General features: G+C 42.2%; 14 protein-coding genes and 1 other annotated feature. Of the genes, 4 read left to right on the top strand and 10 right to left on the bottom strand.

Annotation, left to right across the window (positions count from 1 at the left end; genetic code table 11):
- Positions 1 to 47: 47 nt before the first annotated feature.
- The gene (locus BM195_RS00070) at positions 48 to 1,346 is read right to left on the bottom strand and encodes a bifunctional folylpolyglutamate synthase/dihydrofolate synthase (RefSeq protein WP_090231847.1); all 1,299 of its coding nucleotides are present in this window, start codon (positions 1,344 to 1,346) and stop codon (positions 48 to 50) included.
- Between the two features lie 106 nt (positions 1,347 to 1,452).
- On the opposite strand from BM195_RS00070, the gene BM195_RS00065 reads away from it, so the two are divergent.
- Positions 1,453 to 2,346, top strand: a complete 894-nt coding sequence (locus BM195_RS00065; RefSeq protein WP_090231845.1) for an ATP-grasp domain-containing protein — start codon at positions 1,453 to 1,455, stop codon at positions 2,344 to 2,346.
- A 10-nt stretch (positions 2,347 to 2,356) separates the two neighbouring features.
- Positions 2,357 to 3,223, top strand: coding sequence for an ATP-grasp domain-containing protein (locus BM195_RS00060; protein WP_090231842.1), 867 nt, complete (start codon positions 2,357 to 2,359; stop codon positions 3,221 to 3,223).
- A 20-nt stretch (positions 3,224 to 3,243) separates the two neighbouring features.
- Here the strand turns inward: BM195_RS00060 and BM195_RS00055 are convergent, their stop codons facing one another.
- Positions 3,244 to 5,886 carry a valine--tRNA ligase gene (locus BM195_RS00055; protein ID WP_090231840.1) on the bottom strand — a complete coding sequence of 881 codons (2,643 nt, stop codon included), beginning with the start codon at positions 5,884 to 5,886 and terminating at the stop codon, positions 3,244 to 3,246.
- A gap of 54 nt (positions 5,887 to 5,940) precedes the next feature.
- Positions 5,941 to 6,169: a binding site (T-box leader), on the bottom strand.
- Positions 6,170 to 6,295: 126 nt separating this feature from the next.
- On the opposite strand from BM195_RS00055, the gene BM195_RS00050 reads away from it, so the two are divergent.
- On the top strand, positions 6,296 to 6,484 hold the full coding sequence (locus BM195_RS00050; RefSeq protein WP_090231837.1) for a hypothetical protein: 189 nt from the start codon (positions 6,296 to 6,298) through the stop codon (positions 6,482 to 6,484).
- Here BM195_RS00050 and BM195_RS00045 read toward each other — a convergent pair.
- The 8 genes from BM195_RS00045 to hemA form a co-directional block, all read right to left on the bottom strand.
- Positions 6,481 to 7,455, bottom strand: a complete 975-nt coding sequence (locus BM195_RS00045; protein ID WP_280141229.1) for a phosphotransferase — start codon at positions 7,453 to 7,455, stop codon at positions 6,481 to 6,483. The genes BM195_RS00050 and BM195_RS00045 overlap by 4 nt on opposite strands.
- A gap of 163 nt (positions 7,456 to 7,618) precedes the next feature.
- Positions 7,619 to 8,671 (bottom strand): stage VI sporulation protein D, encoded by a 1,053-nt coding sequence (gene spoVID, locus BM195_RS00040; RefSeq protein ID WP_170848105.1) that lies wholly within the window; start codon positions 8,669 to 8,671, stop codon positions 7,619 to 7,621.
- A 235-nt stretch (positions 8,672 to 8,906) separates the two neighbouring features.
- Positions 8,907 to 10,199, bottom strand: coding sequence for a glutamate-1-semialdehyde 2,1-aminomutase (gene hemL, locus BM195_RS00035; RefSeq protein ID WP_425283885.1), 1,293 nt, complete (start codon positions 10,197 to 10,199; stop codon positions 8,907 to 8,909).
- Positions 10,200 to 10,370: 171 nt separating this feature from the next.
- Positions 10,371 to 11,351, bottom strand: a complete 981-nt coding sequence (gene hemB / locus BM195_RS00030) for a porphobilinogen synthase (RefSeq protein ID WP_090231831.1) — start codon at positions 11,349 to 11,351, stop codon at positions 10,371 to 10,373.
- A gap of 5 nt (positions 11,352 to 11,356) precedes the next feature.
- Positions 11,357 to 12,127, bottom strand: coding sequence for a uroporphyrinogen-III synthase (locus BM195_RS00025; protein ID WP_090231829.1), 771 nt, complete (start codon positions 12,125 to 12,127; stop codon positions 11,357 to 11,359).
- Complete coding sequence (gene hemC, locus BM195_RS00020) at positions 12,127 to 13,056, bottom strand: hydroxymethylbilane synthase (protein WP_090231826.1); 930 nt, start codon at positions 13,054 to 13,056, stop codon at positions 12,127 to 12,129. The genes BM195_RS00025 and hemC overlap by 1 nt, the downstream gene beginning before the upstream one ends.
- A 27-nt stretch (positions 13,057 to 13,083) precedes the next feature.
- Positions 13,084 to 13,905, bottom strand: coding sequence for a cytochrome C assembly family protein (locus BM195_RS00015; protein ID WP_090231824.1), 822 nt, complete (start codon positions 13,903 to 13,905; stop codon positions 13,084 to 13,086).
- 18 nt (positions 13,906 to 13,923) lie between these two features.
- Positions 13,924 to 15,294, bottom strand: a complete 1,371-nt coding sequence (hemA, locus tag BM195_RS00010) for a glutamyl-tRNA reductase (RefSeq protein WP_090231821.1) — start codon at positions 15,292 to 15,294, stop codon at positions 13,924 to 13,926.
- A gap of 295 nt (positions 15,295 to 15,589) precedes the next feature.
- Here hemA and BM195_RS00005 point away from each other — a divergent pair, with 295 nt between their 5' ends.
- A complete protein-coding gene (locus BM195_RS00005; RefSeq protein WP_342028001.1) occupies positions 15,590 to 16,081 on the top strand; it encodes a LiaI-LiaF-like domain-containing protein in 492 nt (163 codons plus the stop codon).
- The last annotated feature ends 78 nt before the right edge of the window (positions 16,082 to 16,159 follow it).

Here is a 16,159-nt window from a genome sequence, read left to right as displayed (position 1 = left end):
TACTTGATTTAAGAATCATAGATTTAAAATTTTCGAATCATTACATTTTACTTTAAGTCAAACGTTTCTTCAAAATATTTCCTCACAATAGCAATAAAGTGTAATGATCCGGTTATACAATAACAAGCATTTTCCCGCTGAAAGCTCATTTGTTCAATAGCTTGCCGCCAATCACTCTGAAACAGCACATGTGGATGATGGCTGAATTTTTTAAGTTGTTCAATCCCGGCAGCCCGCGAATGTGGAAATGTCGTCAATGTAACCGAAGAAAAATGAGACTCCAAATCACCGAGCATACGCTCTAAATCCTTATCTTTAAATGCGGCAAAAATAAGGTGTTTTTCCATATCACTATAGTATGATGTCAGTGTTTCAATAAAAGCTCGCACGCCTGCTGGGTTATGGGCCCCGTCCAATATAATGGCCGGTTTGCTGTGAACCTGTTCAAACCTCGCTGGCATGCGGACTGCTGCCAGGCTGTTCACACATTTTTTCCAATCAAGACTGAGACCTTTTCTTTCAAGTATGACAAGTGCCATGATGGCTAAGGAGACATTTCTTATTTGATGGATCCCTGGTGTCTGTAATGCTATTTCCATACTGATACCGGAAGCAGATTTCCATTGAAATGTTTGGTGTGACGTTGTTGTTATGCCAGCTATTTCATATTGAAAAGACTCACTAGACAAGTATAGCGGGGCGTTTTTTTCAGAGGCTTCATCCATTATGACTGATACTGCTTCCTTATCCAGTTCTCCGGCAATGACAGGCCTGTTTGCTTTGATGATGCCGGCTTTATGATAAGCAATGGATTCGATGGTTTTACCCAGGTAATCCGTATGATCCCATGCCACATTTGTTATAATGGACAAGATGGGCTGAAAACAATTGGTGGTATCCTCCCGGCCTCCCATGCCGGTTTCAATCAGGGCAATATCAGTACTTTCGGCAAAATATAAAAAGGCGACGGCCGTCATGATTTCAAATTCTGTCGGATGGTTATACTCTTCATCAAGCTGCTGAATAAGTGGATGAATGATATTTACATAGTGTATCATTGTCTTATCCGGTATCGGGGAATCATTTACGAATATGTGCCCAGTTAATCCTTGGATACTCGGGGAAGTGAATACACCAACCCGGTAACCGCTTGACATAAGTGCGCTTTTCAAATAATGAATGGTCGATCCTTTGCCATTCGTTCCAGCTACGTGGATGGCATTCACTTTTTCCTGTGGTTGATCAAGTAAATGCAATAGTTTATGTATCCTTTCCAGGCCTGGTTTGATGCCATATTGCTTCCGATCCTGAAAAAAAGTTTCGATTTGGCAGAAATGTTCAAACATCGTGTACACCGCTTTTCTGTTTAGTTTTCAATATCGTATTATCTGAACAGCATCATTATTATAGCAATAAACAATCATAATTTGAACGAAGAGAGGCAGATATGAATTGAGTTTGTACGGCTGGATTATTTATAACGGCTACTTACCTGGCAATAAATTTCTTGATTTTGCGGAATGGATTCAGCAGGCTGCAGCAGCGCATCATATCCAAACAACGATTTATCAGAACAACGAACTACTGGGTTTATTAACTTCTGAATCCATGGATTTGGTAAGAAGCAGCATAACCAAAAAACCTGATTTTGTCGTTTTTGCCGATAAAGATATTTACTTGGCGAAACAGCTCGAAATATTGGGATTTCGCGTTTTCAACAGTGCAGATGCAATTGCGGCAAGTGATGATAAAATCGCTTCCTATCAGCTATTGGCATCCAATCATTTACCTATCCCCAAAACGATTATTGCGCCAAAAGCCTTCTACAATACACAGGATGATCATATCAATGACTATCATAGCGCGATAGAAATATTAGGTTTTCCCATGATTGTTAAAGAAGCGTTTGGGTCCTTTGGTGAACAGGTTTATCTCATTCAAACAAAGGAAGAACTGGCTGAAAAAGTGAACCAGCTTCAAGGACGCCCGTTTATGCTTCAGGAATTCATTGCCGCAAGTTTCGGACAAGATATACGCCTGCATGTTGTTGGCGATAAGGTTGTTGCTGCTATGGCTCGACATGCACAGGACGATTTTCGGTCTAATATCACTGCTGGAGGCACAATGAAGGAATATCATCCGACTTCTGAAGAGAAAAACATTGCAATCGCTGCGACAAATGCAATGGGGGCGGATTTTGCCGGTGTGGATTTATTATTCGGATCTGGCAGCACACCGATTATTTGTGAAATTAACTCCAATGCGCACATCCGCAATATGTTTGACTGCACCGGGATCAATGTCGCTGATTTTATAGTGGCTTATATCAAGAAAACTTTAAAGTGAGGGAACGGCAATGAAAGGCTGGCTGATCTATAACAAAACAGATGCAGAACAAAACAAATCCTATATCAAATGGTTTAAGGAAGAAGCACAGCTGCAGAACATATCTCTGCGATTTATTTTGCGTGAAGATTTAACCATTGGGGTTATCGATAACAGGCGTACAATTATGCATCATGACAACCCGGTGACACTGCCGGACTTTGCTGTAGTCCGAACGATTGAACCCCTATTAAATCTGCAGCTTGAATCGCTTGGTATAACAGTTTACAATCCATCGGAAACAGCTGCCATTTGTAACAACAAAGCACTGACGCATTTTCATATGAGCAAGCTATCCATCCCGATGGCAGAGACAGTGTTTGTGTCGGCAAGAACCAGCATGCCGATGTCACCTCCTCTTGCCTTTCCGCTTGTGGTCAAGGAAGTAAGTGCCAGGGGCGGCAGACAGATTTACTTAATAACCGACATCAACGAATGGCGCAAGTTGCAGCATCATACATCAGTTGGCGATCTGATTATCCAATCTGCAAACAATATCCAGTTCGGGAAAGATGTGCGCGTATTTGTCATCGGCACAGAAGTAATCGGGGCCGTCCTGCGCGAAAACAAACATGACTTTCGCGCTAATTATAAACTTGGCGGTTCCGCTTCCTGGTACCCTCTTAAAACGGATGAAATGGAACTGGTCAAACAAATCAGTGACTATTTCCGGTTCGGGATGGCTGGAATTGACTTTCTGCTTGATACAGATGGCCGTTTTATTTTTAATGAAATAGAAGATGTGGTCGGTTCCCGCACACTAAGTGCCGTAAGTGATATGAATATTTTAAAAAAATACGTCTCATACATTAAAAGCGGAAGTTCATGCTGCTTATGAACTCCCGCTTTCTTTTCTTTCTATGCTTTTAATTCGTCAAGACGTGCTTTCACTTTCGCCTGTTTTTCCAGGTAATCCTTTTCTTTCTGTCTTTCTTCTTCAACGACATGCTGTGGTGCCTTATTGACAAAACCTTCGTTTGCCAGTTTCTTTTGGACACGTTCCACTTCTTTTGTCCATTTGTCCAATTCCTTTTTCAGCCGTTCCATTTCCTGATCAAAATCAATCAGGCCTTCAAGCGGAAGAAAAAGCTCTGCTCCGGTGACAACCGCTGACATGGCTTTTTCCGGCGCTTCAACATCAATTGCAATGATTAATTCACTTGGATTGCAGAAACGTTCCAAATAGCTGCGGTTATTTTCCAGCTCGGCAGCAATGTCTTCACTTTCAGCTTTGATTAATAGCCTGATCTGTTTGGACATTGGCGTATCCACCTCAGCCCGGATATTCCGTACTGACTTGATAATGGAAACAAGTCGCTTCATTTCATTTGAAGCTTTTTCATCATGAAATGCCGGTTTTGCTTGAGGCCATTGGGCAACGGTAATCGATTCACCCTGATGCGGGAGCTGCTGCCATATTTCCTCGGTGATAAACGGCATATACGGATGCAGCATGCGCATCGTCTGGTCCAGTACATAGGCCAACACTGACCTTGTTGTCTGCCTTTGCTCTTCATCATCACCGTATAACGGGAGTTTTGCCATCTCGATATACCAGTCACACAGATCATCCCAGATAAAATTGTATAAATGGCGTCCAGCTTCACCGAATTCATATTTGTTGGTATTCCTAGTCACCTGTTCGATCGTTTCATTCAAGCGGGTCAGAATCCATTTATCTGCCAGTGATTTTTCCCTGCTTAAATCAATATCTTGATACGTAAAGTTTTCCATGTTCATCAGAGAAAAACGGGAAGCATTCCAAACTTTATTGGCAAAGTTCCATGTCGCTTCAACTTTTTCCCAGTGGAAACGCAAATCCTGGCCAGGGGTCGAGCCTGTCAGTAGGAAGTATCGCAGTGAGTCAGCCCCATACTGATCGATAACATCCATTGGATCGACACCATTGCCGAGTGACTTGCTCATTTTCCGGCCTTCTGCATCCCGGATCAGACCATGGATCAATACATCTTTGAACGGCCGTTTGCCGGTGAATTGCTTCGATTGGAAAATCATCCGGGCCACCCAGAAAAAGATAATATCATATCCAGTCACAAGCACATCTGTCGGGAAATACCGTTTGAAGTCTTCTACATTCTCATCAGGCCAGCCCATTGTCGAAAACGGCCATAATGCAGAAGAAAACCATGTATCAAGCACATCCTCATCCTGTTCCCAGTTTTCGAGATCTACAGGGGGTTCTTTGCCGACATAGAGCTCACCTGTTTCTTTATGATACCACGCCGGGATGCGGTGCCCCCACCAAAGCTGACGGGAAATACACCAGTCGCGTATATTTTCCATCCAATGCAAATACGTCTGCTCAAACCGATCAGGAACAAAATGAACTTTCCCGTCACCGTTTTGAAGGTCAATGGCTGCATCCGCAAGCGGCTCCATATTGACAAACCATTGTGTCGATAAATACGGCTCCACAACCGCACCACTGCGTTCAGAGTGCCCTACTTGATGAACATGATCTTCAATTTCAAACAGAATACCTTGATTCTGGAGATCATTCACAATTTGTTTTCGGCACTCAAAGCGGTCCAAACCCTGATAGCTGCCAGCATTATTATTCATCGAACCGTTTTCATTCATAACGAGCACACGTTCAAGATTGTGCCGATTTCCAATTTCAAAATCATTCGGATCATGGGCAGGAGTTATCTTAACTGCACCCGATCCCATTTCCATATCTACATATGAATCAGCAACAATTTCAATTTCCCTTCCGACAATCGGCAGGACAACCGTTTTGCCGATCAAATGCTGATAACGCTCATCATCCGGATGAACCGCTACTGCTGTGTCCCCAAGCATCGTTTCCGGACGGGTTGTCGCAATTTCAATCGTTTTATCACTGTCTTTAATCGGATAACGCATATGATAAAATTTGCCCTGTACTTCATGATAAATAACCTCTATATCAGAAAGAGCTGTCTGCGTATCAGGGTCCCAATTGATGATATACTCCCCGCGATAAATCAACCCTTTTTCATACAGACTGACGAATACTTCCCGAACGGCGTCAGACAAACCCTCATCTAGCGTAAAACGCTCTCGGGAATAATCGAGACCAAGACCAAGCTTTTCCCACTGGGACCTGATAAAATCAGCATATTCTTCCTTCCAATCCCAGGAAACATCCAAAAACTTTTCCCTGCCCATATCGTGTCGATTTTTACCTTGTTCTTTCAGCCTTGCTTCCACTTTCGCCTGTGTCGCAATTCCTGCATGGTCCATACCCGGCAACCATAACACATCATAGCCCTGCATCCGTTTCATCCGAGCAATTGTGTCCTGCATCGTTGTATCCCATGCATGACCCAAATGCAATCTCCCGGTTACATTCGGTGGTGGAATAACGATTGTAAACGGTTCTTTTCTTTCGTCATCTGTCGCTTCAAAAAATTTGCCATCGACCCAAAATCTGTATCGATCCTTCTCAATTTCACGCGGATTATACTTTGATGACATCGTTTTGTTTTCCTCACCCATCACAGATTCCTCCCTTTATGAAGTTTTCATTGCAATAAAAAAACCCTTCCATCCGACAAGGACGAAAAGGATTTGATTCCGTGGTACCACCTTTATTCATAGACAATAGGAGCCTATGCACTCTTGACGTGTTAACGGACAGTGACCGGCACTCTTCTACTGAGTTCAAAGATGCAGCATCATGGGCGACCTTCCAGAATCATTCATCCCGGGAAATTTCCACCATACATTCCCTCTCTTTTAGGGCAATTCACTCTGTACTCTTCCCAATCATTGCATTTACAGGCTATTTAAATATTATATTTCATTTTATCATTTTTCCGGAGAAAATCAACTATTAGTATATGGATTGCACAAATGGCACCTGTTTATACATAGTATAGTACAAAATGGAAGAGGTGAACAAAAAATGGCTCGTTATTATCGTTACCGGCTGCCGCCATGGGCAAGAAATTGCATCATCATCATTGAGAAAGTGACTTTACCGATACTCATTTTTCAATTAATCCGAACCTTATTGTTTCCGACTTCACTGGATGTCTTTTTGCTTGGGGCACTGGTTGGTTTGTTTATTGCATTTTATTTGGAATGGATTTAAGCTTCAGATTCACTTTCTGATTCAGGAATATCATCATATTGGGTGAGCGTAGACCATTTAAGACCGAGTTCCAACTGATGGAAAGCAGATTGCAGCAATTGTGTCCGCTTAATCATCGTTTGCTGTTCAGGATGTTCCACATAGTTGTCAATAAGCGACATGTAATGAGCAGGATCCAGTAAATAAATCGTCAATAAATGCTTTTCACTTGTGTTCAGCGGATTTTTACGGTTATATGCTGAAAACAGCTCTACCAATTGTTCCGGCGACAGATCGTAATGACGTACTTGCCCGTGCAGTAGCGTGGTCAGATCAAAAACCGCATGATCATATGCTGCCTGTTCCCAATTAATCAGATACGTATGTCGGTGATGAAGAAAATGGGATAACGTTAAATGACCATGACACAGGCAGTAAGTCCATTTCTGATCACTTTCCAGCTCATTCATAAAACGGACTGTATGGTCGTCAAGTTCTGGTAAAAGCCTTGTCAGTACATGATAATGTGTACAAACTTGCAACTCAAATGGTGACATGAAACGATTTTGTTCAAATCGTGAAACATAATCCAGTAATATGTTTTGCAGTTCTGCATTTTTTTGCCGATACTGTCTGAAGTTTCCTAAAATTGAATCAGTGTCAATCGATATTGATTGTTTCGTTTTGGCATGAATATTGCCAATCGTTTCAAACCCATTGGTGATTGCCTGCTCACGACTTTGCTGATATTCAAATATCCAAGGTGTTACGTAATAGTATGAATCATCCATTTTCACGTATAAATCGGATTGACGCGTTAAATAGACCGGCAATATGTTTGGTAAATTCAATGCGTAAGCCTGATGATAAATCTGTTCCCATTTTTGAACTGTATTTTTTGTAAGTCTGCTTTGTTTTAGTGCATAGACATGTTGTCCATCACTCACCTGATATAGCCTCTCTGAAATTTTCCTGATCTGATGTGGATACACGCCATATTTTTTTAATACGTCCTTTACCGATCCCAACTGCAGTTCACCACCTTAAAAAGCTCAGGACTGCGCTGTCTTTCCAGATCCCTAAGCCAGAACTGGAGATTATCGCCTTTAAAAAGAAGCACGACCCCTTACTGAAAGAGCAAGGGGTGTTCACTTTTTATGAATTTTTCTTATATGGAATATATAGTAGTTGACCTTCTTCTAAACCGTCCTCAGTCAGGCGATTTTGTTTTAATAGCTGGAGTGCAGAGATTTTATACCGTTCAGCAATGGACTCCACCGTATCGTTCCCCTGAACAATACATAACCGCATTTTGGCATAAGTTTCTTCTTCTTCTCTGCTGAACATATCCGCCAAATAACGCACATCTTCCGGTGAGGCCGAACTTTCATCGTTTTCATTCTGGTACGCTGTTTCTGTGAATTCCACTAATGTTGAGGATTCTGCTGAACTTTCCAGGGGCTCCCCTTCCGGCATTGATGCCTCGTGTTCCGTACTTTCCGGTTGATCCTTGCCGAAAAATTCAGCGAGTGTCTGTGACTTTTTACCTTTCCACCGATCTTTTTCAGAAGATGTGTCCTGTTCCGTCACTTGGCCTGTATCCTGTTCGCCCGCCTGAGGTAAAACAGGAGGTTGCTCCGGATATTCATTTTCGTCTGCTTCCAACTTTTCTTCATCCATTTTTATATCAAATGCAAATGTCTCTTCATCCCGATGCGGAAATACGGATTCTGCTGACTCCTCATCCCCTCCAGACGTATTCGCATTTTCATCACTGATTCCATGGATTTCTACAGTAGAACTTAACTTCAGCTGATGTTGATTGGGCACCTCGTAGTCAAAAGACTCTATACTGACCGTTACATCTTCCATATCGGCCACACGGTATGCCGGAACAGAAATTTCAACAGGAAAACGATGCGTAAATTCTGCCTGATCATGATCAAGCTCGACTACCTTTTCAACATATCTTCTTGATTGATAGTCATCAATATCAACTATACCCTCATCCTCTTCCTGGGAGACCGGTTCTTTGCGGTAAGAACCACGGAGTTCAATCACTCCCCTGATCGATATATACTCATGGAATGGTTGTATGGAAATATCCGGATCCAGCGAAATTCCTGTGATTTCACCAACTTCCTGTCCTTTTTCAAAATAAAGCGATTCTTCCAGATCAAAACGAAATATTTCCTTATTGTTGTCCAAATGATTTCCTCCCTTCAACATATATTCCATATACTTATATGTCTCAGTTCAACTATATGTCAAACATTGAACGGATATGCTTTATTAAGAAAAACTTAGCTTCCTTTGTCTTTGCGGAAGTAAAAGCCAAAATTCGGAGCAGTAAGAGCAATCGACTCAGCTGATTGCGGCATTGAACTACACTTTTCTGATATTTAATAAGGCTATCCCTAAAAAACGAGATAGCCTTAAATACTTATTTTTCTATTTTTGAAAATGCTATGCGTGCTGCCTCGATGGTTTTATCGATATCTTCATCTGTATGAGCAGTTGATAAAAAAACACCTTCAAATTGTGATGGAGGCAAAAAGATGCCCTTTTCAATCATCGTCCTGTAGTATTGAGCAAAATGATCCACATTCGCATTTTGTGCTGTCTCATAATTATATACAGGTTCGTTCGTGAAGAAAAAGCCTACCATCGATCCTGCCCGATTAACCTGAAGCGGAATATCGTAATCAATCGATGCCTGTTTATAGCCTTCTGCTAACTTGTCTACTTTTCGATTGATTTCTTCATAAGACGATTCGTCCAGTGCGCTTAATGTTTCATAGCCAGCTGTCATTGCAAGCGGATTACCTGATAACGTACCAGCCTGATAAATCGAACCAGTCGGCGCAACACTTTCAATGATTTCCCGTTTACCGCCATATGCACCAACAGGCAAACCGCCGCCGATTACCTTTCCAAGACAAGTCATATCTGGTGTCACACCAAAATACCCTTGTGCACAATGATACCCGACCCGAAAACCTGTCATCACTTCATCAAAAATCAGCAGGGATCCATTATCGTTGGTTATATTCCTTAGTTCCTGCAAGAAGTCTTCCATCGGCGGGACAACCCCCATATTCCCGGAAACAGGCTCGACAATCACAGCAGCAATGTCATCACCATATTCTGAAAATGCATAGCGAACACTTTCCACGTCATTATAAGGAACAGTAATCGTGTTTTCGGCAATTGATTTTGGAACCCCGGGACTGTCAGGCAGGCCAAGGGTTGCAACACCCGATCCTGCTTTAATCAGTAGGGAATCACCATGACCATGATAATTGCCTTCAAATTTCAGTATCTTGCTGCGTCCTGTAAAACCGCGGGCGATACGCAAAGCACTCATGGTGGCTTCTGTTCCCGAATTAACCATACGGACCATTTCAATCGACGGTACACGGTCTATCACAAGCTGCGCCAGTTTATTTTCCTGGATCGTCGGTGTACCAAAGCTTGTACCTTTTTCTGTGACTTCTTTCAGGCTGGAAACAACACGTTCGTCAGCATGTCCCAGAATTAAAGGTCCCCAGCTCAATACATAATCAATGTACTGGTTGCCGTCAATGTCGGTTATTTTGGAGCCTTTTCCTTCTTCCATAAAAATCGGTGACAAACCGACAGATTTAAACGCTCGAACGGGTGAATTGACACCACCAGGCATCAAATCGACCGCTTCCTTATACGCATCCTGTGACTTATCAAAATTTCGCACCATACATCACCTCAATTTGAAAATTTTATCCCGCATATAAAGTGGCAGTAAGAGACCCTTCTTTTCCCCCCGGGGTATATTCGGGATGATAATCGAAATCAACTGTCAGTCACACCCGACTCAAACTATGAAACAACAGGGATAAGGAATGCCTTCGCTGAGTGAAGATTCACTTTATTCCTGAAGCCATTTTGCAACGTCTTTAGCAAAATAGGAAATGATTAAATCTGCACCTGCCCGTTTCATGGAGGTCAGTTTTTCCAGCACTAGTTCCTTTTCATCGATCCAGCCGTTCAAGGCAGCGGCTTTTACCATGGCATACTCCCCGCTTACATTATACGCTACCACTGGTGCATTAGAATTGTTGCGTACATCACGGACAATGTCCAAAAATGATAGGGCCGGTTTGACAATCAGGAAGTCTGCACCCTCTTCAATATCTGTTTCTGCCTCCCGCAATGCTTCCAGGCGGTTTGACGGATCCATCTGATAGGTTTTACGGTCGCCAAACTGTGGTGTACTGTCTGCAGCATCCCGGAATGGACCGAAGAATGCCGATGCATATTTGACTGCATAGGACATGATTGGAATGTTATGAAACCCTGCTTCATCCAATGCCTGGCGAATGACCTTGACAAATCCGTCCATCATATTCGAAGGCGCAATGATATCTGCTCCAGCTTCCGCCTGTGATACGGCTGTTTTAGCGAGCAATTTCAGTGACTCGTCATTATCGACATCATGATGGTGAATAACGCCGCAATGACCGTGTGATGTATATTCACACAGGCATGTATCTGCAACTACAAGCATTTCCGGAATTTCCTGTTTGATAAGACGCGTTGCCTGCTGTACAATCCCGCTTTCAATAAATGCACCGGTACCCTGTTCGTCTTTCTCATTCGGGACACCAAACAGCATGACCGCTTTAATTCCGAGTGATTGCAGTTCTTCCATCTCCGCTTTAACATGGTCAAGTGAAATTTGGTAAACACCTGGCATGGATGGCACTTCATGTTTTATGTTTTCCCCTTCAATGATGAAAAGCGGATAAATGAAATCATCCATTTTCAAATGATTCTCACGGACAAGCGACCGCATTGCTGATGAAGAGCGTAAACGGCGGTGTCGCTTAAATTCCCATTCATTTGTCATGCTATCTATCCTTTCCGTTCAAAGTATTCTCCAATTCGGGCCAGCATTCCTTCAATCGTAAACTCATCGGGAACGATTAGATTGGTTAACCCATATGCAGATGCCCGTTGTTCGGTAGTGGTGCCTATGCAGGCAATAGGCAAATCATGATGACACCACACTTCTTTCATTTCCATAAATGCATCAACCGAAGATGGGCTTGTAAATGTCACAACATCAATATGATTTTGAGACAACAATTGATTTAGCTGACCGCTCACTGTAAAATGATAGCTTGTTTCATAGACTTCCAACGCCTGAAAACAGATCCCCTGTTCCTGGAACCAGTCCGGAAGTATATTTCGCGACCAGTTGCCTTGAACAAGCAAAACCGGTTCTTCCATACTGGAATACATTGTGAAAAATTCTTTTGTCATTGCTTCTGCACTATACGTTGTCGGAATAAATTCCGCCCGATAACCGAATTTTTCCAGAACATGTGCTGTTTTCCGACCAACGACAGCGAATTTGCTTTTTGATAATAAAGGATGCATGCTGTATTCATTCAGAAGTTGAAAAAAACAATGAACACCATTAGCGCTCGTGAAAAATATCCATTGATACCGCTCCAGATTCTGAATCATCCATATGTTGTCCTTGTTACATTTACAGAAAATGTTTAAAAGGGGTACTTCAACAGGGATTCCGCCATGCTGCGAGACTTGTCTTGAAAATTCCTTTGCCTGACTTTCCTCCCGTGTGATTAAAATTCTTTTTCCATCCAGCGTGTAGACCATTAGCTGTCAATCTCCTCTTTGACTGCCTCAACAATATCTTTAGCACCACGGGCGATCAGTTTTTCCGCTGCCTCTGTTCCGACTGTTTTCGGATCGGTTCCGCGCACAATTTCCCTTAGCATTGTCTGTCCGTCCGTTGTCCCGACAAATGCAGTCAGAACAATCTCATGACCTTCAAGCGCGGCATAGCCACCTATCGGTACTGAACAGCTGCCTTCCAGTAAATTCAGAAATGTTCGTTCAGCTGTTACGGTTTTAGTTGTATGAGGATCACTGATACGATCCAGCAGATTACGCAGCTCATGATCATCTTCACGGCACTCAATTGCCAGTGCACCTTGTCCGGCTGAAGGTACGCAGATATCTGGCTCCAGATACTCCGTAATAAGCTCTTCACTTAACCCGACACGTTTCAAACCGGATACCGCCAATATAATCGCATCATAATTGTCTTCATGCAATTTCCGGATTCGTGATTCAATATTACCGCGAATCCACTTAATCTCAACATCAGGCCGCTCTGCAAGAATTTGTGCTTTCCTTCTTAAACTGCTGGTACCGACAATAGCACCTGCTGGTAGGTCTTTTAAAGGTATATGATGTTTGGCAATATAAGCGTCGCGATGATCTTCCCTGACCGGGATCGATGTAATGACAAGACCCTCAGGCATGTCAGAAGGCATGTCTTTCATGCTGTGGACGGCAAGATCGATTTCCTTCTCATACATCGCTTTCTCGATCTCTTTAACGAAGAGCGCCTTGCCGCCAACTTTTGACAACGTGACATCAAGAATCTGATCGCCCTTGGTTACAATTTTTTTCACTTCAAAGTCATGGGTAATACCGGCCTCTTTAAGCTGATCAATCACCCACTCTGTCTGGGTTAATGCCAAGTTGCTTCTTCGTGTCCCAACAACAATTCGACGCATCCGGATTCCTCCTTATGGGATCTATTTCTATTGTAAATGAAAATTGGATAAATTGCTGAACAGAAAGAAATTAATTAATAAAATAAGGAATGCTGCAGAGTTATACACGGATATGGCTTTTCCTTGATAGCCTTTCCCCAAGCGTAACAGTAAATATAGCCCATAAACAGCGAGTACAAGCAACGATCCAATTGTCTTCAAATCAAACCAGTAAAATTCAGCATTTGCGGCATATGCCCAGGCAACTCCCAGAATAATGGCAATGGTCAGGAGCGGCACTCCTATTGTCACTGCTTTAAACGAGAAAGCATCAAGCTGTTTCAAATCACCAATCCGCCATACCCAGCGGAATCCTCTTTTTTTCTTTAAAAAGCGGTACTGAATGAGGTACATAAGCGAGAAAATAAACGAAACAGTAAAAAACCCATAAGCGACAAATGCCAATGTTATATGGGCAATCAGCATTTCATGAACCAATTCAACTCCCTGTGCCTGCATATGTTCTGCTGCTCTGGTTGAAATGAACAGCAAAAGAATGAAAAAGCCTAGCAAATTAATAAAAAATAGCATCAATTGAACTCGAAAAAACTTGCTGAACAAAAGCGACAAGGAAATGAGCACCCAGGCATAAAAAGACAGCCCATCATATAACGTTAATACCGGAAAGTTTTTCTCAATCAATACTTGCTGTAATAAAAAAACGGTTTGTAAAAGCCAAACCATACTAAGTAACCAGAAGGCTGTCTTATTCGCCCTCCGGTTATGTTGGATAAAATCAATAAAGTATCCCACCAGGCTTAATCCATAAATGATCAATATAATTTCGTAAAGCCATTTTGCTCCATCCATAGTGGAAATCCTTTCATGTTACTGTGTTGACACGTTTTTCATAATGGGAAAGGATACTTTTTCGTCTGTTTCTTCTAGTTTTGTATGATTCTTTTCCATCTGCTTCTGCAATTCCTCTTTCACATCGTCTTCAATGCCAAAAATATCAACAAACAATTTGAGTGCTTCTTCTTTGTTATCGTTCGCGGCCAGTTCCTTTGCCTGTGTAACCGGTTGTTTTAACAGCTGATTCACAATACTTTTCGTATGTTTGTTCAGCACTTTCTTCTCGCGTGCCGTCAAATCCGGCATTTTTCGTTCAATGCTCTTCATTGTTTCCGCCTGAATGGACAATGCCTTTTGGCGGAGGGCCGATATAACCGGTACAACGCCCAGTGTCTGTACCCACTCATTAAAAGCGGCGATTTCTGCTTCAAGCATGATTTCAATATTTTCGGCGGCTGCTTTTCGAGCGGCGAGATTTTCATCAACGATATGCTGAAGATCATCAATATCATATAGAAATACATTATCCAGTTCGCTGATTTCCGAATCCAAATCTCTTGGAACAGCAATATCTACAAGGAATAATGGCTTGCCCTTACGGCTTTTTTGAATGGATTCCACCGATTCTTTCGATAATACAACTGATTCGGACCCTGTTGAACTGATCAAAATATCTGCATCCTGCAGCACTTCTTGCAATTGTTCAGCAGGTTTTGCCTCTCCTTGGAACGTTTCCGCCAGTGACTGGGCATTTGCAAACGTACGGTTGACAACCGTAATATTCGATACACCGGAACCATGAAGGTTTTTGGCTGTCAATTCCCCCATCTTGCCGGCACCATATATGACAACATGCTTTTTCTGTAAATCCCCAAATATTTTCTTGGCCAGTTCCACCGCTGTATAACTGATTGACACGGCATGTTCGCCAATAGCCGTTTCTTTATGTGCTTTTTTGGCAAATGTAATGGCTTGCTTAAACAATTCATTAAAAATCGTTCCGGTCGTTTGATGTTCCTGGGCAGTCATAAATACGTCTTTTACCTGCCCTAAAATCTGTGTTTCACCCAGAACCATCGAATCAAGTCCGGAAGCCACCCGGAGTAAATGTTCAACTGCTCCATCACTTTCGGTTATGCGTAAGTATGGTGAAATATCTTCTTTATCAACCTGAAACCAATCGGCAAGAAATTGTTTGATATAGTAACGCCCCGTATGAATCTGATCGACAACAGCATAAACTTCTGTCCGGTTACAAGTGGAGACAATCACATTTTCCAGAATGCTTTTTTGTTCCTTCAGTTGTACCATAGCTTGATCAATGTTGCCTTCAGAAATCATAAATCGTTCCCTGATTTCCAGCGGGGCTGATTTGTAATTGAATCCAACTTTGAGTAAATGCACGAGAATTACCCCCAACATCTTAAAACATCAGTTAATCATTATTATAACATGGACACGCAGTAGGATTTATCTTAAAATGTGAACAGATTTTGAAACAAAACCCAAGCGTGAACCGTAATATACTATGTGTGAACCCGTATGTACTCTATCATACGCTTATGTCAGACGCAAGAAATCTGCTATTGACGAAAATTCTGGACACGCCTCATTTTTCCGAAAGTCCGGAGGCTGAGTTGCGAAAATCAGCGCGTTCACCGATTTGAAACTTGCTATTTAATCAAAATAATGAAAGAAGGTGAGCAGTTTGAAGCGTCAACATTCATTTGCTGCATATATACTAATCGGTATTGGTGTTTACTTTTTATTACGAGAGCTAAAGATTCCAATCATAACCGATTTTTTTTCCTGGCCTACACTGCTTATTATAATTGGAATCGCATTACTTATACATAGTTATACATCAAGGGATTACCAGCATTTGTTAAGCGGAACAGTTGTTTTGGGACTCGGCATCCATTTTCACGGTTTGAGCCACTATACATTCTGGATTGATCACTGGGCCGTTTATCCGCTGATTGTCGGTATTGCCTTCATCGTACGCGGACTGAGAACAAAACGGGGGGGCTTTACCGGAATCATCATCAGTGCAGTCTCCATACTTCTGATTTTTTCGATCAGATTACCAGCAGCGTTTGATTGGGTTTATGACTTAACTGCATTGCTGGAACGGTTTTGGCCGCTCATATTGATCGGAATCGGAATATATTGGCTCAAAAAGAAAAAATAAAGTGAAACTTCATATAGCGGAGCGGTCTTCTCCGCTATATGTTAGTTGAACAGAATCGGACATTTACAGACAGTTAAC

Origin of the sequence: Lentibacillus halodurans (assembly GCF_900112045.1) — a bacterium.
GTDB classification, from domain to species: domain Bacteria; phylum Bacillota; class Bacilli; order Bacillales; family Amphibacillaceae; genus Lentibacillus; species Lentibacillus halodurans.
Note: the sequence above shows the minus strand (reverse complement) of the source record. Positions and strands in the feature narration are given on the sequence as shown.